The sequence below is a fragment of the Panacibacter microcysteis genome (genome assembly GCF_015831355.1).
In the GTDB taxonomy this organism is placed as follows: Bacteria; Bacteroidota; Bacteroidia; order Chitinophagales; family Chitinophagaceae; genus Panacibacter; species Panacibacter microcysteis.
Map to the genome: position 1 here is coordinate 2,155,855 of NZ_JADWYR010000001.1, position 18,635 is coordinate 2,174,489.

Consider the following 18,635-nt stretch of genomic DNA (forward strand, 5'->3'; position numbering starts at 1 on the left):
GTAGCTTTTGTTGCGTCGCACTCTTGTGCGTTTAGCACATTACTCAACAAACGCGTAGATTAACGCGCAGAACATTGTATGTTAAAAGCTGCGTTTTATTTTTATCTTGTGAATAAAGAAGCTCAATATGGATTAAAGGGGTTTATAATGGCGATATTATTTTGCGCCATTATAAAATCAGGGACATTATTTTTCGAAAAAGATTTTGCAGTTGTAGAAGAAAAATCCTCTTTTTTCTGTGGAACGGTTGATCAGTCTACCTACTATATTTCAACATCAGGAATAGACGGCAAAGCACTTTTCTCTCAAAATTGTGCGTCTTGTCATGCGATACACAAGCAATTAACAGGTCCGGCTCTTGCAGGGATTGAAAATCGTGTGACAGATAGGAAAATGCTACACAGGTGGATAAGAGACAGTGAAGAAGTGCTAAAGTCTCAGGATCCTTACTTCACAACTTTATATAACCAGTTCAACCAGGCTTCTATGAGTAAATTTCCGAATCTGAAAGACGAAGAAATTGACGCAATTCTCGATTATATAGCACAGCCTGTGTTTGTATATTAGAATTCCGATATTCTTTCCAGGTAAAAAATGCGGAAGGTAAAATACGTAAAAAAGGCAGGTTGAGATACCGGAGCTGCCGAATAATGGATCTTCAGCACAAGAGTGCGACGCAACAGGCGATGCTATGAAAAACTACTGCCTGGCTCACATAAAAAAGCAACGCTGTTAACGTTGCTTTTAAAATATTCATCACAAAAAAATGTTTACGCTACCTTAAGCATATTCAATTTGCTGTTGCCAATCTTTTCTATGGCGTATTCAAGCGTTACATCCAGCTTATCTATACCTGAGCCTGGCAATTCAAACATAGCATCTGTAAGAATATGCTCACAAATGGTTCTTAAACCCCTGGCGCCAAGCTTATACTCTAACGCTTTCTGTACCATAAAATCAAGTACTGGGGGCTCAATGGTAAGCTTAATGCCTTCGTACTCAAAAAGCCTTGTATACTGTTTAACCAGGCTGTTTTTGGGCTCCGTTAAGATAGAGCGCAAGGTTTTTGCATCAAGCGGATCAAGATGTGTAACCACCGGTAAACGACCAAGTAATTCGGGAATTAAACCAAAAGATTTTAAATCCTGTGCGTTTACAAACTGCAGCAGGTTTTTCTTGTTGTTTTCCTGTTCTGTTTTATTAACATTAAACCCGATTGCGTTGGTGTTGATACGGCGTGCGATAATCTTGTCAATCCCATCAAATGCACCACCACAAATAAACAATATATTGCTGGTGTTTAGTTTGATCATTTTTTGCTCAGGATGTTTTCTGCCACCTTGCGGCGGAACAAGCACCTCAGTACCTTCCAGCATTTTTAATAACCCCTGCTGTACTCCTTCTCCGCTTACATCTCGTGTAATAGAAGGATTATCTCCTTTGCGGGCAATTTTATCAAGTTCATCTATATATACAATGCCTTTTTCTGCAGCCGCAACATCGTAGTTACACACCTGCAGTAAGCGGGTGAGCATGCTTTCTACATCTTCACCTACGTAACCAGCTTCTGTAAATACTGTAGCATCAACAATTGCAAAAGGTACATTGAGGAGTTTCGCAATGGTTTTTGCCAGCAAAGTTTTTCCTGTACCGGTCTCACCCACCATAATGATGTTGCTTTTCTCTATTTCAACTTCATCATTTTGCTGTTTCTGGGTAATACGTTTATAATGGTTGTATACAGCAACGGAAAGGATCTTTTTGGCGTCACTCTGCCCTATTACATACTCGTCGAGGAACTGTTTTATTTCAAGTGGTTTGCGTATATTAAACCTGTATTGGGTGGTTTGTATCTCATGCCTTTTCTGCAGTTCCTGTACAATGATCTCCTGGGCATGCTCTACGCAGTTCTCACATATATGCCCTTCCTGTCCGGCGATAAGAATTTTAACCTCGTCGCGGCTTTTTCCACAAAAGGAACAATGTAGATTTGTTTGTTTAGCCATAATAAATGAAGCGATTTAAGTCTGATTGAAGGGCACAAGGCCCCACAAAAATACTTAAATCGCTGTAAGCGATTTTTTAAAATATTTTAATGATGCGCTAAAGCTTGTCCAGCACATGGTCTACAATACCGTATGCAACAGATTCAGTAGCATCCATCCAGTAATCACGGTCAAAATCCCTCATGATCTGCTCAACGGTTTTACCACAGTTTTCTGCGAGTATCTTGGCGCCTATTTCTTTTGTTTTGCGTATCTGGTTGGCCTGTATTTCAATATCTGCAGAGGTTGCCTGGAAATACCCGCCCAAACTTGGCTGGTGGATCATTACCTCGCCGTGGGGGTAAATATATCTCCTGCCTTTTGTACCTGCACTAAGCAGTATAGAACCCATACTGGCTGCAAGTCCCATGCAAATGGTGCTTACAGGAGATTTTATCAGGCGCATGGTATCGTACATTACCATTCCACTGGTTACCATACCGCCGGGGCTGTTAATAAAGAATTTTATTTCTTCACCCGGTTTGTCTGCATCCAGCAGTAACAGTTTCGAAACAATATCTCTCGCAGATTTATCGTCAACCACTCCCCATAAGTAAACGGCTCTTTTTTCTAGAAAAAGTTGCTCCATTTTTTTCATGAGGAAAGGACTTTGTGGGTCCGGTTTTGCCTCTTTTTCATGCTCTTCTTCATCATCCATAACAGGATGTATAATATATTTTGACTGCATCATAGTTTAATTTGTAATTTTTGGTAGTCAGCTATTGTAATGCTATTCGGCTTTTGTTGCGTCGCACGCTTCAGCTTTGGAAGCTAATTTGACCGTTGCCCCCCGGCATTGCAGGTATGTGCCTGGGCAAATAACCAGGTTCGATTAAGCTTTTTTCTCTTTTCTTGGATTGGTCAACAGTACCTCGTCTACCAGGCCGTAAGCCTTGCTTTCGTCTGCAGTCATCCAAAAATCACGGTCGCAATCCTGGGCCACTTTTGCCACATCCTGCCCGGTATGGTGTGCTATAATGTGATAAAGCTCTTGTTTTACTTTCTTGATTTCCCTCGCGGTAATTTCTATATCTGTTGCCTGGCCGCCAATGGCACCACTTGGTTGGTGCAGCATAATGCGTGCATGTCTCAGTGCACTTCTTTTACCATTTACGCCGGCACACATTAAAATAGCACCCATACTTGCAGCCATTCCCGTACAGATAGTCGACACGTCAGGACTTACAAACTGCATAGTATCGTAAATACCAAGACCAGCATAAACACTGCCTCCCGGACTGTTGATATACATTTGAATATCTCTTGTGCGGTCTGTGCTGTCGAGGAACAGTAGCTGCGCTGTAACGATGTTTGCTACATAATCATTAATGCCTTCACCAAGGAAGATAATGCGGTCCATCATCAAACGGCTAAACACGTCCATACTCGCAACATTCAAAGGCCTTTCTTCAATAATGTATGGCGTAAGATTGGTAACATTGTGATTAAGGTAACTGTGCAATGTACTGCTGCTGATACCCTGGTGTTTTACAGCGTATTTCTCAAATTCCTTTCTATAATTCATTTAGTAACTATTTTCGATTGAAGATAAGTATTTCGGACAATCAATGCCAGTGAATACCAAATACCATGCAAACGGTTTTTTGCGCCAAAAGGTCAGTAAACAGCAGGCGTTTACTGGTGGTACAAACCCATTTATTACCCATGTAAGTTTTTATGGCATAAAATCTTCTTCTTCCTTTGGCCCATATTTGTCAAATAGTTTATTGATAGCGCCGGCGAAAATGGGAAACTTCTCCTTTGCAAAATCTTTGATCACGTCAATCGCCTTGTAGGCCTGGTCTTCTGTTAAACCCTGCGCTTTCAGTTTGTCAATAAGCTCCTGCATGTGGTAATTTTCAACTAAGGTAGGTTGTTTTTTCACCGTACCCTGTAAAAGGATGCCCAAAATACAGCCCCGTAGAAAGCCTGCTTCAAGTAACAACCAAAGAAGTCCAACACCATCGAAGTTAATACCGTTGCTAAAAAATAAAAATAAGAATACCAATGCTTTTGCCTGTTTGCATAAAATCCCTATTTTTGCGCCCCTGTTTGAAAGTTTCAGGAACAGGACAAGCACACAAACCAGGCATTGAACCGGGTTTCTGTACCTTGGGTCTTCTTTGCGGATGTGGCGAAACTGGCAGACGCACTAGACTTAGGATCTAGCGGAGCAATCCATGTAGGTTCGATTCCTATCATCCGCACTCATCTGGTTGACAAGTTGAAAGGTTATGAACAACACCTTTCCGCTTGTCAACTTTTCATAAACAAATATTTCAACTTCACAAATGGCAACTGTTACCAGGGAAAATATCGGTAAACTCACAGACAAACTTACTGTGAAAGTGGCGAAGGAAGATTACCTGCCTGCGTTTGAAAGCAGCATCAAAAAATACGCTAAAACAGCTAATATATCAGGCTTTCGCAAAGGAATGGTTCCTGCAGGGCTGGTGAAAAAGATGTATGGACAAGGAGTTTTCTCAGACGAGGTTTTACGCCTTGTAGAAAAACAACTGCAGGATTATATGGTACAGGAGCAGATTGACATATTTGCCCAGCCACTGCCATTGGAAAATGATGCGAGAATGCTGGATATGAATAATCCTGCAGACTATGCATTTGCTTTTGAAATCGGTTTAAAACCTGCATTCGATATTCACAGCAGTGATATAAAAGTAACCCGCTATGTAGTACAGGTTACTGATGAAATGGTAAATGAAGAAATCGATCGTCTCAGAACACGGCACGGCAAAATGACCGACCCTGAGAGCGTGACAGGTGAGGAGAATGTGCTGAACGTTGATTTTACAGAAGTTGATGCAGACGGTAATGTGGTAGAAGGTGGATTGATAAAGTCCAATTCTTTGTTGGTCAAGTATTTTACAGAGCCTGTTCGTGCTGAATTAAATGGTAAAAAGAAAGATGACACAATTACCATCCAATTAAATAAGGCATTTGCTGATAAAGAGCTGGATTGGGTAATGGGAGATCTTGGTCTTGATAAAAGCAAGGCTTCCGATGCTGAAAAGACATTCAGACTTAATATTACCAAAGTTGGATTTGTTGAAAAAGCTGACCTCAACGCCGGTTTTTTTGAAGCAGTTTATCCCGGTCGCAGCATCAATACTGAAGAAGAGTTTCGCAATGCTGTGAAAGTAGAGATCGAAAACTACTATGCAGCGCAAAGCAGCAACCAGGTGCACGATCAGATCTATCACCACCTCGTAGACCATACCACCATGGAGTTTCCCGAAAGCTTCCTGAAAAGATGGCTGAAAGATGGTACGGAAAAACCAAAAACTGAAGATGAAGCAGAGCAGGAATATCCTTCCTTTGCCAACCAGTTAAAATGGACGCTTATCAGCTCAAAACTCATCAACGATAATAAAATTACTGTTGAGCCAAACGAAATCAGGCAGTTTGCTTTGCAGCAGATTGCTGGTTATATGGGTATGACGAATATTGATGAGGCGCCGTGGCTCGATGAATACGCAAACCGCATGATGAAAGACCAAAAATTTGTGGAAGAGACATACATCAAGCTGCAGACAGAGAAACTGTTCCGCCAGCTCGAGACACAGGTACAGGCTTCCGAAGAGGGCATCAGCGCAGAAGATTTTGCAAATAAACTGCACCATCATCATCATTAATAAATTTTGTACTGACTATAGTAATCCGGGGTTTGTTTAAACTCCGGATTTTTTTTGTGGGTACCAGCTACTGTAACAATGGCATCACCTGTTGCGTCGCAATCCTTTCATCGTTCCTCTTTCAATGAAGCTGCCCCGGCCAAAAGCTTCGTGCAATTAACCTAAATCGTGATATTCGCGTTCTAAATGCTGTTTCATGAAGAATTACAATTTTACAGTTGCTGAAAGATTTATGCGTTACGTGCAGGTAGATACACAAAGTGATCCGGGCAGCAATAACCACCCTTCTACCGGGAAACAAAAAGACCTCAGCCGAATACTGGCCAACGAATTAAAAGCAATCGGGTTAGCCGATGCACATACCGACGAATACGGTTATGTGTATGCTACCATACCCTCCAATACAGACAATAATGTGCCTGTTATTTGCTTTTGCAGCCATATAGATACAGCCCCGGATTGTAGCGGAACCAACGTAAAACCCATCCTGCACAGGCAATATAGCGGAGCAGACATTGTATTACCGGATGATGCTACGCAGGTCATTTCCATCAAAGACTATCCGTACCTTCAAAATCATATTGGCAGCGATATTATTACCGCAAGTGGTTTAACGCTATTGGGCGCCGATGATAAGGCAGGTGTTGCCATCATTATGGACCTTGCCAGCTATCTAAGTGCTAATCCTTCCATTAAGCATGGTACCATAAAAATATTATTTACGCCCGATGAAGAGGTTGGGCAAGGCACAGCCAAACTTGATATATCAAAACTCGGCGCCCATTATGCGTATACACTCGATGGAGGAGAAGCAGGCACTTTTGAAGACGAAACATTCAGTGCAGATGGCGCAAGAATAACAATTAATGGAGTTATAGCACATCCGGGTTATGGAAAAGGCAAGCTTGTTAATGCGTTGAAGATTGCAGGAGAAATACTGGCTGCATTACCGGCGAATGAACTAAGCCCTGAAACCACCAGCGGCAGACAAGGCTTTATACATCCGGTGGCGGTAAATGGCATTGCGGAAAAAGCCACTATAGAATTTATCATTCGAGATTTTGTTACTGCCAATCTTGAAAAACATGAAAAGCGCCTTGAATCAATAGCAGAAGAAGTAATGGCCAGGCATACCAAAGCAAGCATGCAGTTTGAAGTTTGGGAGCAATACAGAAATATGAAAGAAGTGCTGGACCAACACCCGCATGTTGCCGAATATGCAGCAGAGGCTTATCGCCGTGTAGGGTTACCTGTGATTAAAGAACCAATACGTGGCGGCACAGATGGCAGCAGGTTAAGCTTTATGGGTCTGCCTTGCCCCAATATTTTTACAGGTATGCATGCCATTCACAGTAAACACGAATGGGTTGGTGTAAAAGATATGGAAAAAGCTGTAGAGGTATTAACGCATCTCGTACAGGTATGGGAAGAAAAAAGTTAACCAGTTAGAAGATATAAGGATAAATAATCATGCTAACTGCAAAAGCTGTTACAGTACCTAAGAAAAGAATATGATCTTTCTTAAGCGGACGTTTTTCTACAATATAAGTTGTATAAAGAAGGACCAGAACAATTATCCTAATTACATCTGAAAGCCCTTTTGAAAAATGTTCGATAATAACTTGTCTTAACATTTGTTCAATGAAGAACAAAGTCATAGCAAGACTGAGCACTATCTTGGTTTCTTTTTTTATAGATTGTTGCATAAATATCTGGGTTGAAAATTATAATTCAAATGTAATACTTTAAGAAAACCGCATACTAATAATAAAACACATTTCATTTTTCATTACTTATCTTTCCTTTATAAAACTAACGTTTATGGAATTTTTATCCTATTGGTGGGTACTGGTTATACTCTTTATCATTTTTAGCGGCCTTGTAACTGTAAACCAGGGTACCATTGCTGTAATTACCATGTTTGGTAAATACCAGCGCATACTTACACCCGGTTTAAAATTTAAAATACCGGTGATCGAGCAGATATATAAGCGCATCAGTATTCAAAACCGCTCTGTTGAGCTGGAGTTCCAGGCAGTAACTGCCGACCAGGCAAATGTTTATTTCAAAAGCATGCTGTTATATGCGGTAATGAATGCAGATGAAGAGACCATCAAAAAAGTTGCGTTCAAATTCATCAGCGATAAAGACCTGATGCAGGCAATGGTGAGAACGATTGAAGGAAACATCCGTTCATTTGTTGCCACAAAACGCCAGGCAGAAATCCTGGGCTTAAGAAAAGAAATCATAGAAGCCGTAAAATTTGAAGTAGACCATGTGTTGGAAGAATGGGGTTATCACCTGCTCGATCTGCAGATCAACGACATTACATTCGACCAGGCTATTATGGACAGTATGAGTAAGGTTGTGGCAAGTAACAACCTGAAAGCCGCAGCGGAGAATGAAGGACAGGCATTGCTGATTACCAAAACAAAATCTGCTGAAGCAGAAGGGAATGCCATAAAAATTGCGGCAGAGGCAGAAAGGGAAGCAGCCAGATTACGAGGCCAGGGCGTAGCGTTATTCCGCGAAGAAGTAGCCCGTGGTATGAGCATGGCTGCAGAGCAAATGAAGCAGGCAAACCTTGATACCAATGTTATTCTTTTCAGTATGTGGACCGAAGCAATCAAGAATTTTGCTGAGGTTGGTAAAGGCAATATCATCTTCCTGGATGGCAGCCCCGAAGGCATGGAAAAAAATATGAAACAGGTAATGGCTATGATGAAACTGGAAAAGGAAAAATAATCATGCCCATACATGCATAAGTAATGGCGCAGCCGAAGGCTGCGCCATTTTGTTGCCATAAAAATCTACAGATGAACGTAGTGCGACGCAACAGGCGATGCCATGAAAAGCTGAAGCCTGTTACAAAAACATTATCCCCTTTGTGCAAAAGCTTTCTTAAAACACACACACACGCATAATTTATACACACATTGTCCGTTGTTTTGACTTAACATATACTTTAGCAAAAACCTAATTACGTATCATGGGTGTATTATTACAGGTTCAGGACACAGTCAGCGCTGCCATTAATGCTGCCCCGCAAACAGAAAATGCCTGGAGCATTTTACAAAAAGGCGGCTTCTTAATGTACCCGCTTTATCTGCTTTTTGTAGCTACCATCTTTGTTTTTTTCGAAAGGTTTTTTGCAATCAATAAAGCGTCTAAAATTGACGGCAATTTCATGAGCATTATACGCGATAACATTATGACGGGCAACCTGAGCGCTGCCCGCAGTCTTGCAAAAAATACAGATAATGCTGTTGCGCGCATCATAGACAAAGGCATTCAACGTATTGGTAAACCCATTGATGCCATTGAAAAAAGTATGGAAAACGTGGGCAATCTTGAAGTATATAAAATGGAACGCAACCTGTCCATATTATCACTGGTATACGGTATTGCACCAATGATTGGTTTTCTTGGAACCATCTTTGGTATGTTGCAGTTGTTCTCTGCCATTAGTACAACGGGAGATTTTACACCGGCATCTATTGCAGGCGGTATCTATACAAAAATGGTTACTTCTGCAAGTGGTTTAATCATCGGTTTACTGGCTTACCTGGCTTATAATTTTCTCAATGCGCAGATTGGTAAAACAATCAACAAAATGGAAGCCGCAAGTGCAGAATTCGTAGATATACTGCAGGAGCCAACCAGATAAACGGGAAGCGGAAAACAAGCCCGGAGTATATTTTGGGCCGGGCAGCAGAACAGGAATTTAACTTCCGTTGCGTCGCACTCTTGTACTGTGAGAACTTTACGGGGCAAATGCGAAGATTGAAGCGGAGATCGGGCACCAGCGTTAGAAACAACACAAATTTAATTTAACAAGTAATAACAGGTAATGAAACTAAAAAGAACAAAAGATAAGGGAGAACTTCATGCAAATGCGCTGAATGATATCCTGTTTATATTATTGTTCTTTTTCCTGATTGTATCTACGCTTGCAAATCCAAACATTGTAAAGGTGAACAACCCCGCAGGCAAAAAAGATACAAAGGCAAAACAGAATATTGTTATCTCTATCGATAAAGAACAAAAGCTTTACCTCGGCCAGAAACTTATTGATATTAACCTCATTGATACAATACTAAAAGCAGAAGTGCTAAAACAACGTTCTTTTGTAGACACGCCTTCTGTTGTGGTAAACGCTGATACCTCTGCTTATTACGGCGAAGTATTTCGCGTAATGCAAAGCGCAAAACGCGCAGGCGCTAAGGTGGTGGCAATTGTTAAGTAGCCGTATATGAAAATCCTTAAACCAGCTTTATTACTGTTATTTCCCGTTATTTTCTTTGTAAGCAATGTAAATGCTTCAGTTATATCAGACTCTGCGATAAAAATTATTACCGCCAGGTTCGAAAAACTGCAATACAAACTGGATAAGTCTATCACACCGGCAATAAACAATACCAGTAGTGAAATGCCGGCAGGAGATGCTTTTCCCTGCTACACTGATAAAGAGGTGCTTGTAGTTGCTGTGCTGGATACCAAACCTGGGGAGCTTGTTGGAAGAATGCTTGTTTCTAAGAAATACAATGGTAAAATTGAATACGACAAACACCTGTTCCAGAATATTGGTTATGACGAAGGCATTAATGCATATTATTCACTCCTGAGTGTAATGTTTCCAAAAGAGTCGAACAACTTTAATTGTATGGCTACGCTTCAAATCTACGACAAGCAGCACCTCGTTAAAGACATTCGCCTGCTCATTTTTACCAGGTGAATACTGCCTTCACCATCCTGTCTTTTCCCTGCATGTCTTTTCTCAATTCAATATTGGTGTAACCCGCACTTGCAAGTAGCGCTTTTACTTCGTTTCCCAGCGTTTCGTTGATCTCAAAAAACAACCACCCGTTTTTATTCAGGTGCGTTAAACCAAACGCAGCAATGCTTTTGTAAAACAATAAAGGATCATTATCGGGTACAAACAAAGCAAGGTGCGGCTCATGGAGTAAAACGTTTCGACGCATTTCCAGCTGTTCGGATTGCTTTATATATGGTGGGTTACTTACAATAATGTCAAATGAAGGCAATGTGTGCCATAAAGCGTCATCCAATATGTTCAATGTGTAAAACGTAACAGGTGTTTTGAATGTCTGCGCATTGCTCTCTGCCACGTGCAATGCTCCTTCAGAAACATCCAGCGCATGCACCGCTACCTGCGGTAATTTTCTTTTTACTGCAACAGGAATGCAACCGCTGCCGGTACCTACATCAAGCAAAGTAGTAACAGGAAATGCGGCGTTTGTAACATCGTTTACAATCCACGCAACCAGTTCTTCTGTTTCTGGTCTTGGTATCAGCACATTTTCATCCACATACAACTGCATGCCTGCAAACCAAGCTTCATGCAACACATATTGCACAGGTTTATGTTGCAGCAATTCATTGGTGTAAGTATTCAGAAGTTGTTGCTGTTCATTGGTTAGGGGAAACTTTTTGTTGATGATCCGGTCAATACGTTTAAAGCCGGTAATGTGCTCTACTACCCAGTCTGCAATGTTTGCAGCTTCCCTGTCGTCGTAGCGTTCAAAAAGCTGGTACATAAGTTTGTTGTATGCATCCTGTATACCCATGCTGCAATGTTAAGATGAATTCGGTTAGTTTTGCGCGTCGTTGTTTTTTCACAATGTACTGTTCAAATTTTTACAGAGACCGGTATTAGTGGTGCATAGAGAGCCACCTGTACAAGTGAGTGACACAACAAAAGTATTATAGTAGTAATGCAGCTTACCCAATAATAAATGGCAGTTCACGAACAATACATGCATCGGTGTTTACAACTTGCGGGTATGGGGGCCGGTTTTGTTGCACCCAACCCCATGGTGGGTGCTGTGCTGGTGCACGACGGGCGAATTATAGGCGAAGGTTACCACATACAATATGGCCAGGCACATGCAGAGGTTAACTGCATTAATAGTGTGGCAGCGCACGATATGCACCTTATAGAAAAGTCTGTATTGTATGTGTCGCTGGAGCCCTGTGCACATTTTGGTAAAACGCCTCCTTGTGCAGACCTGATTATAGCCCGTGGCATTCCACACGTTGTGGTAGGTTGCAGAGACCCGTTTAAGCAGGTTGATGGTAAAGGAATAGAAAAACTGCGGGCAGCAGGTATTGAAGTGACAACCGGTGTTTTAGAAAAAGAATGCGTAGCGCTGAACAAGCGTTTTTTCTGCTTCCATACAAAGCACCGTCCGTACATTGTTTTAAAATGGGCACAAACGGCAAATAACAAAATAGCAACCCTTTCTGCCGGAAGACTATTGATATCGAATGCCGTTTCAAATAAACTGGTACACAAATGGCGCAGTGAGGAAGCTGCGATTCTTATTGGCACCAACACTGCTATGCTTGATGACCCGGCTTTAACAAACAGGTTGTGGTTTGGCAAGAGCCCGGTACGCCTGGTTATAGACATGCACCTGCGGTTGCCACATCACCTGCAGATATTTGATGGCAAACAACCCACAGTAATTTTCAATTCCCTGCAACATTCTGAAGATGTATTCAAGGTCTTGCTGCCTGCGGGTGGCATAAGGGGTGGCCTTTACCAGGTAACGGAAGATGTAAGTATGGTACACCAGGTACTCAATGCCTGTTACCAGAATAATATCCAGAGTATATTGGTAGAAGGCGGTGCCAGGCTGCTGCAAAGTTTTATAGATGAGGAAGCATGGGATGAGGCAAGGATCATTACCAATGAAACCTTGACCATTGAACAGGGACTACCGGCACCACAATTATTAAACGCAATGCTGGTAAAGCAAGACAGGATTTTTACAGACACGATAGCCTTTTACCGGGCGAAGCCATAATTACATGCAATCAAAAGAATTCTATTACACCATAGCGCAGCCATCTACAGCAGAATTTAAAGACCGTGGCAGCCGTTTTATTGCTTATGCTTACCCCATAAAAGATGTGGAGGAGTTTAAAACACTGCTGCAGCAGCTAAAGAAAGAACATGCCAAAGCGGTGCATCATTGTTTTGCCTATCGTATCGGGCTGGATGGAAACAACTTTCGGGTAAGTGACGATGGCGAACCCTCTGGCACAGCGGGCAAACCTATCCTGGGGCAAATAGACAGTAAAGAATTAACCAATACACTGGTTGTGGTTGTAAGGTATTTCGGCGGTACTTTATTGGGTGTGCCAGGCCTCATCAACGCATATAAAAGCGCCACATCTATGGCCCTGCAACTAACACCAACAGTACCCAAAGCTGTGGAGGTAAATTATATGCTGCAGTTTGATTATACCCAGATGAATGATGTAATGCTGCAGGTAAAAAAATGCAACTGCACCATTATAGCACAGGAAGCGCAGTTGTTTTGCATACTAAAAGTTGGCGTACCTGTGAGCAGGCTGGAAGAATTTCTTTATAAACTGAACGACCTCAGAAACGTAGAAATCCAGAAAATAAAATAATGGCGGAACGGTTTTTGTTTTAGCGGCGCCGTATTTACAGGAATAGCCAGTAAAGCTGGTACATACAATTTGTGTACATTACAGTATACTGTTTACCTATCTTTACCATCTTTGTTAACGCTCTAATTGCAAAGTGATATAATGACTGCCCAAAAACGTATTGCAATATTCGGTTCCACAGGTTCTATCGGCACACAGGCTTTAGAAGTTATTGCAGCAAATCCCGACAAGTTTACCGTTGAGGTTTTAACAGCACATACAAACGACGAACTGCTGGTACAGCAGGCGCTCCGGTTTGAACCTAATATTGTAGTAATAGGCGATGAAAAGAAATACCAGCGTGTAAAAGATGCGCTGTCAAAAACACATGTAAAGGTGTTTGCAGGCGAAGAAGCGCTGGATGAGGTGGCCGCCATGGATATTTATGATGTAATGCTCGCCGCCATTGTGGGCTTTGCAGGGCTAAAACCTACACTCAATGCCATTGGCGCAGGCAAAACAATTGCGCTGGCCAATAAAGAAACACTGGTTGTGGCCGGTGATATAGTAATGCGCAAAGCCGCCGAAAATAAAGCACCGGTAATACCGGTAGACAGCGAGCATTCCGCCATTTTTCAATGCCTGGTGGGCGAAAGCAGGAACCCGATAGAAAAAATTGTACTTACTGCCAGCGGTGGCCCCTTTCTGGGGAAGAAACCCAATTTTCTGGTAAATGTAAAACGAGACCATGCACTGCAGCACCCCAACTGGAGCATGGGCGCCAAAATTACCATCGATTCAGCCACACTCATGAATAAAGGCCTCGAGATGATCGAAGCCAAATGGCTGTTCAACCTGCATCCAGACCAGGTGCAGGTGATCATTCACCCGCAGAGTATTATACATAGTATGGTGCAGTTCCAGGATGGCAGCATAAAGGCACAAATGGGTTTGCCCGATATGAAGCTTCCCATTCAGTATGCACTCGGTTTTCCTGAAAGATTGCCCAACACATTTCCGCGGTACGATTTTAAAAAACCAAATACGCTAACTTTCGAAGAGCCCGATACACGCACGTTCCGCAACCTGGCGCTGGCTACAGAGGCTTTACAAAAAGGTGGCAACATGCCCTGTATTTTAAATGCCGCCAACGAAATAGCCGTTTTTGCTTTCCTGCGCAACCGTATTGGTTTTCTTGATATTACAGAAATGGTAGAGCGTACCATGCACAAAATAGGCTTTATTGAAAACCCCACGCTGGATGAATATTTCGACAGCGATGGCGAAGCCCGCCATTTTGCCGCTTCTCTTATACAGATGTAAACCGGCCATAATATCTGTTTTCGTTAACGGTTATTGTACTATTATTGCACCGGCTTTTACAGCGCTGTTCAGCTGTTGTTGTGTCACTCACTTGTACGCCTTTAGCTTTATTGAGCTTTGGCGATCAGGACAAAAACCGGCAGCATAAACACGGCAACGCCCGGTTCAAAGTGCTGAGCAATGAACAGAACGATGCAGTGTGCGACGCAACGGCAGCTCCATTGAAATACAAAAGCCGGGTTCATAAAATTTATCACGTAAAAAATCCTTCGGGTTACAAGGATATATGACTTTATTAGCGATTAACTGGGGCGATGCAGGAATACAGGCTTTACAGTTTATTCTTTCCTTCTCTATCATCGTTACACTACACGAATTAGGACACTTTCTTACCGCACGCTGGTTCAAATGCCGTGTTGAAAAATTCTACCTGTTCTTTAATCCATGGTTTAGTTTATGGAAGAAAAAAATTGGCGAAACTGAATACGGTTTGGGCTGGGTGCCATTTGGCGGCTATGTAAAAATATCCGGCATGATAGACGAGAGCATGGACAAAGAGCAAATGAAACTGCCGCCGCAACCGTACGAGTTTCGCGCAAAACCCGCCTGGCAACGGCTCATTATTATGCTCGCCGGTATTATTGTAAATCTTATCCTCGGCTTTCTTATTTATGCCATGATGTTGTGGCATTGGGGCGAAGAATATATTCCCACCAATAAGATGACGTATGGTATAGCAGCAGATTCATTGTCGCAAAGTATTGGTTTAAGAAGCGGCGATAAGATTATTGCTGCAGACGGTGAGTATGTAGACAAATTTGAAAAAATAAGAATGAATGTGTTGCTCAATTCAACCAAATCTTTAACGGTAGACAGGAATGGAGAAAAAGTAAACATTACAATACCGGAAGATTTTTCCAGCAAGCTTATTCATTTTAAAGATGTTGGTTATATCGGCTTACGTATGCCTTTTCTGGGTATAGATTCACTGGCATCAGATACATCTGCAGCAGCTAAAGCCGGCATAAAGGCAAACGACAAAGTACTTTCAGTAAATGGTAAACCTGTTACCTATTTTGATGAATTCAGGTCAGTAGTAATTGCCAATAAAAAGAAGCCTGTAAATATGGTATTGCTGCGCGGCGCAGATACTGTACAGGTTACCGTAAATATCCCGGGAAGCGGCATGATAGGTATTGCCAATAAAATAAATGAAAAGGTACTGGACTCTTTGTTTGAAGTAAAAAAGATCGATTATTCTTTTGGCGAATCCATTCCTGCAGCATTCAGAAAGAGTTATGAAACACTGGAGTCTTACTGGTTGCAACTGAAATTAATTTTTGGTGGTAAAGTAAACCTCAACGAATCGTTGGGAAGTGTTTTCAGCATTGGTAAAATGTATTCTACCACCTGGGATTGGTTTACCTTCTGGGAGAGAACGGCATTTTTCTCATTGGTACTGGCGCTGATGAACCTTTTGCCAATACCTGGTCTTGATGGAGGGCATGCATTGTTCACATTAATAGAAATGATCAGTGGCCGTAAGCCAAGTGATAAATTCATGGAATATGCGCAAATGGTGGGTATGGTGCTGTTGCTCGGGTTAATGGCTTATGCATTAGGGCTGGACATATTCCGGATGTTTAAGTAATACAACTGTCATAAAATATTTTAAAGGTTGACAAGCGAAAGCTGTCAACCTTTTTTTATAACTCGATGCCTATTTTTTTCATGAGTATAGAAGCATTGAGACTGGTGCAAATGCCATGCTTTAGTTTGTAATCGAAGTACAACTCTTCTCCCGCTACCTGCACATCAAAATGATAATTGGCAATGTTTTGAGGGTAGCCTGTTTCAAGTTTTGCAAGCTCCACATCATGCGTTGCAATAAGTGCTACGGCATTTTCTTTAATAAGTTGTTTGATCAACGCCGCTGATCCTGTATGCCTGTCTAAAGAGTTGGTGCCACGCAATATTTCATCAAGCAATATAAAGGTGTCCGCATGCTTACCCACTGCTTCAATAATTGATTTCAGCTTTTTAAGTTCTGCATAAAAAGTAGAGGTGTTTTCTGCAAGGTTATCTGTTATGCGCATACTGCTCATCAGTTTAGCAATAGAAATGGTAAAGCTTTTGGCACACACCGGCGCACCCGTATACGCCAGTATCAAATTAATGCCAAGGCTCCGTAGAAACGTACTTTTACCAGCCATGTTAGAGCCGGTAATAAGATCTATGCGTGCTGTACCTTTTATGGTAAATGAATTGTTTACCCTGTTTGCCTGCGGTATAAGCGGGTGCCCGATAGCCTCGCCGGCTAATACAAAATGTTCGTCAGCTATAATCGGGTAAGCCCATTTTTCATGGTTGAATGCAAGCGTTGCCAGCGTGCCCGCTACCTCAACAGAGGCAATGGTACTAAACCAACCGGGAACGGCAGCTTTATTTTTTTCTTTCCATTTTTTCAGGGCCATAAACTGCTGAAGGTCCCACAGCAGGAAAGTATTGAGCAGTATAAATGCAAAAACATTCAGTCTTACATCAAAGCGGTTCAATATTGCTTTTAGTTGCGCAATTTCACCGGACGCCTGCAGGTTGTTTTGCCGCAGCTCTTTTTGTAAACCGGCCAGCAGATCACTTTCAAATTTTTCTTTCTCAAACCAGTTTAGCTGGTTAGAGAGCACACTTATTTCAGGAACGATCCTCGACAATAAATGATATGTGCCTGTAATTTTTTTGCTGACAGCTAATGAAACGATATAAAAAATAAAGATGAGTGCCGACAAGGCAGTGGTGCTTACCAGGCCCGTAAAATAAAGTACCAGTGTGCCAACTGCTGCAGCGGGCAGCAAAAAACGTAAAATGTTCCAGTAAGACCGGGTATAATATTTTTCAGGTTCTGCAAGCCAGTTTAATACGCGCTGTTCTGTTTGTACGGTAATCTTCTGCCTGCTGCCAAATGCCTGTAACTGCTGCCGCCATTCCGGTTTTGAGGTAAGTTCTTTTACGGCTTGTTGCTGCTGCAGAATGTCGGTTTTAGGTAATGGTTGCAGCAGGCGTTCTGCCAGCAACGCTTTTGCTTTTTCTGCATGGCAGCGGTTAATGTACTGGTACAACGATGCACGGCCAAAAAGGTCCAGGTCTGCTGCATAAGCATGGTTCCATGGTTCAAGGTCTTTACCATCGTATTGGTGATAATAATCGCCTTGCTGGTAGGCTATCTCATCTTTGTTAACAGCATGTAATGTTTCCAGGTTTTCGATAGTGCTTTTGTTATCAGAATCTTTTGAAACGATGAAAAGAAACAATGCCACACCGCCTGTTATAGTAGCTATAATATATGCTGTACCTGCATTCCAGGTGGCGTACACGGCAAGAATGGTAAGTGCAATAACGCCAAAACGTAACCATCCAAAAAGGGTTCTCCTGCTGTAGCGTGTTTTTAGTGCAGTATCCAGTTCGGTTATTCTCTTATGATAATATGAGGCTGCAGTATCATTATTATTCATGCGGGTGAAGCTACGGAAAAGAGTTTTATGAAATAAATAGCGCGGTGTTTTGTAAATTTGCTGTTCGTTTGTGCAGTTCTTTGAAAATATGAGCGGGGTGCACGTTGCCGAAAAGCGTACAAAGCGCACAAGAGTGCGACGCAACGTACGTTTAATAGCAGCAATGCAGCCGGGCTCATACCATCGTTTTACATACACAATATCTCACATCTTATATCGTACATTTTTTATGGGGCTGTATTGGTTTTGACAGCATAGGTTACGGTAGGTGTAAGCATGCAGTGCGTTGTATCATTAGCACTTAAATCTGAAGATTCAAACATTAAATGGCAATACTCAGTATGCCATGGCTGCCTAATCAGTGATTAGTTAGTCATTAGGGCCGCGTTGAGCCGGTTGTTCTGTTGCCACGCTCCGCCGCCGACTCAAAAAACAAATACAGAATGCTGTAATGGAAGGCTGTGACCATTGCAAAAGACTATGCAGCTAAGCGCAGGGTCGGTTTGTTCATTTCCTGCTTTGTGCCGACAAATAATAATGGAATAAGCATGTAGAAAGCTTATGGTAATTGTGTTTGGACAGGGGTTCGAGTCCCCTCAGCTCCACTAAAGCCACCATTGACAAACAATGGCGGCTTTTTTATTTACTTCCTGTAGTATTTTTTATGTAGTCAGCAGTAGTTT

Annotated in this window: 18 protein-coding genes, 1 tRNA gene and 1 other RNA gene; 13 read left to right on the plus strand and 7 right to left on the minus strand. The window is 42.0% G+C overall.

The window, feature by feature from the left end:
- Positions 1-78 precede the first annotated feature (78 nt).
- A complete protein-coding gene (locus I5907_RS08660) occupies positions 79-567 on the plus strand; it encodes a c-type cytochrome (RefSeq protein ID WP_196990316.1) in 489 nt (162 codons plus the stop codon).
- 203 nt (positions 568-770) lie between these two features.
- Here the strand turns inward: I5907_RS08660 and clpX are convergent, their stop codons facing one another.
- The 4 genes from clpX to I5907_RS08680 form a co-directional block, all read right to left on the minus strand.
- Positions 771-2,006, minus strand: coding sequence for an ATP-dependent Clp protease ATP-binding subunit ClpX (clpX, locus tag I5907_RS08665; protein WP_196990317.1), 1,236 nt, complete (start codon positions 2,004-2,006; stop codon positions 771-773).
- A gap of 97 nt (positions 2,007-2,103) precedes the next feature.
- Positions 2,104-2,736 (minus strand): ClpP family protease, encoded by a 633-nt coding sequence (locus tag I5907_RS08670; protein WP_231402004.1) that lies wholly within the window; start codon positions 2,734-2,736, stop codon positions 2,104-2,106.
- A gap of 141 nt (positions 2,737-2,877) precedes the next feature.
- Positions 2,878-3,570: a ClpP family protease gene (locus tag I5907_RS08675; RefSeq protein WP_196990318.1), complete on the minus strand. Its 693-nt coding sequence runs from the start codon at positions 3,568-3,570 to the stop codon at positions 2,878-2,880.
- Positions 3,571-3,720: 150 nt separating this feature from the next.
- On the minus strand, positions 3,721-3,894 hold the full coding sequence (locus I5907_RS08680; RefSeq protein ID WP_196990319.1) for a hypothetical protein: 174 nt from the start codon (positions 3,892-3,894) through the stop codon (positions 3,721-3,723).
- Positions 3,895-4,170: 276 nt separating this feature from the next.
- On the opposite strand from I5907_RS08680, the gene I5907_RS08685 reads away from it, so the two are divergent.
- The 3 genes from I5907_RS08685 (at position 4,171) to pepT (ending at position 7,139) form a co-directional block, all read left to right on the plus strand.
- Positions 4,171-4,252, plus strand: a tRNA-Leu gene (locus tag I5907_RS08685).
- Positions 4,253-4,336: 84 nt separating this feature from the next.
- Positions 4,337-5,698, plus strand: coding sequence for a trigger factor (gene tig, locus I5907_RS08690; protein WP_196990320.1), 1,362 nt, complete (start codon positions 4,337-4,339; stop codon positions 5,696-5,698).
- A gap of 196 nt (positions 5,699-5,894) precedes the next feature.
- Positions 5,895-7,139, plus strand: a complete 1,245-nt coding sequence (pepT, locus tag I5907_RS08695; RefSeq protein ID WP_196990321.1) for a peptidase T — start codon at positions 5,895-5,897, stop codon at positions 7,137-7,139.
- A gap of 4 nt (positions 7,140-7,143) precedes the next feature.
- On the opposite strand, the gene I5907_RS08700 is transcribed toward pepT, so the two are convergent.
- Positions 7,144-7,404, minus strand: a complete 261-nt coding sequence (locus I5907_RS08700; RefSeq protein ID WP_196990322.1) for a hypothetical protein — start codon at positions 7,402-7,404, stop codon at positions 7,144-7,146.
- A 115-nt stretch (positions 7,405-7,519) separates the two neighbouring features.
- Here I5907_RS08700 and I5907_RS08705 point away from each other — a divergent pair, with 115 nt between their 5' ends.
- From I5907_RS08705 to I5907_RS08720, 4 genes are all read left to right on the plus strand, one after another.
- Positions 7,520-8,443: an SPFH domain-containing protein gene (locus I5907_RS08705; protein ID WP_196990323.1), complete on the plus strand. Its 924-nt coding sequence runs from the start codon at positions 7,520-7,522 to the stop codon at positions 8,441-8,443.
- 244 nt (positions 8,444-8,687) lie between these two features.
- On the plus strand, positions 8,688-9,365 hold the full coding sequence (locus I5907_RS08710; protein ID WP_196990324.1) for a MotA/TolQ/ExbB proton channel family protein: 678 nt from the start codon (positions 8,688-8,690) through the stop codon (positions 9,363-9,365).
- 183 nt (positions 9,366-9,548) lie between these two features.
- Complete coding sequence (locus tag I5907_RS08715; protein ID WP_196990325.1) at positions 9,549-9,944, plus strand: ExbD/TolR family protein; 396 nt, start codon at positions 9,549-9,551, stop codon at positions 9,942-9,944.
- A 6-nt stretch (positions 9,945-9,950) separates the two neighbouring features.
- Complete coding sequence (locus I5907_RS08720) at positions 9,951-10,433, plus strand: hypothetical protein (RefSeq protein WP_196990326.1); 483 nt, start codon at positions 9,951-9,953, stop codon at positions 10,431-10,433.
- Here the strand turns inward: I5907_RS08720 and prmC are convergent.
- Entirely contained in the window at positions 10,423-11,286 is an 864-nt protein-coding gene (gene prmC / locus I5907_RS08725; protein ID WP_196990327.1) for a peptide chain release factor N(5)-glutamine methyltransferase, read from the minus strand. The two genes, I5907_RS08720 and prmC, sit on opposite strands and share 11 nt — an antisense overlap.
- Positions 11,287-11,454: 168 nt before the next feature.
- On the opposite strand from prmC, the gene ribD reads away from it, so the two are divergent.
- The 4 genes from ribD (at position 11,455) to rseP (ending at position 16,094) form a co-directional block, all read left to right on the plus strand.
- Positions 11,455-12,528 carry a bifunctional diaminohydroxyphosphoribosylaminopyrimidine deaminase/5-amino-6-(5-phosphoribosylamino)uracil reductase RibD gene (gene ribD, locus I5907_RS08730; protein ID WP_196990328.1) on the plus strand — a complete coding sequence of 358 codons (1,074 nt, stop codon included), beginning with the start codon at positions 11,455-11,457 and terminating at the stop codon, positions 12,526-12,528.
- Positions 12,529-12,532: 4 nt separating this feature from the next.
- The gene (locus I5907_RS08735; protein ID WP_196990329.1) at positions 12,533-13,141 is read left to right on the plus strand and encodes an IMPACT family protein; all 609 of its coding nucleotides are present in this window, start codon (positions 12,533-12,535) and stop codon (positions 13,139-13,141) included.
- A gap of 141 nt (positions 13,142-13,282) precedes the next feature.
- Positions 13,283-14,443 (plus strand): 1-deoxy-D-xylulose-5-phosphate reductoisomerase, encoded by a 1,161-nt coding sequence (locus I5907_RS08740; RefSeq protein WP_196990330.1) that lies wholly within the window; start codon positions 13,283-13,285, stop codon positions 14,441-14,443.
- Positions 14,444-14,729: 286 nt separating this feature from the next.
- The gene (gene rseP / locus I5907_RS08745; protein WP_196990331.1) at positions 14,730-16,094 is read left to right on the plus strand and encodes an RIP metalloprotease RseP; all 1,365 of its coding nucleotides are present in this window, start codon (positions 14,730-14,732) and stop codon (positions 16,092-16,094) included.
- Positions 16,095-16,149: 55 nt separating this feature from the next.
- Here rseP and I5907_RS08750 read toward each other — a convergent pair whose 3' ends face one another.
- Positions 16,150-17,952 (minus strand): MutS-related protein, encoded by a 1,803-nt coding sequence (locus I5907_RS08750; protein WP_196990332.1) that lies wholly within the window; start codon positions 17,950-17,952, stop codon positions 16,150-16,152.
- A gap of 231 nt (positions 17,953-18,183) precedes the next feature.
- Here I5907_RS08750 and ssrA point away from each other — a divergent pair.
- Positions 18,184-18,560, plus strand: a transfer-messenger RNA (tmRNA) gene (gene ssrA, locus I5907_RS08755).
- Positions 18,561-18,635 lie beyond the last annotated feature (75 nt).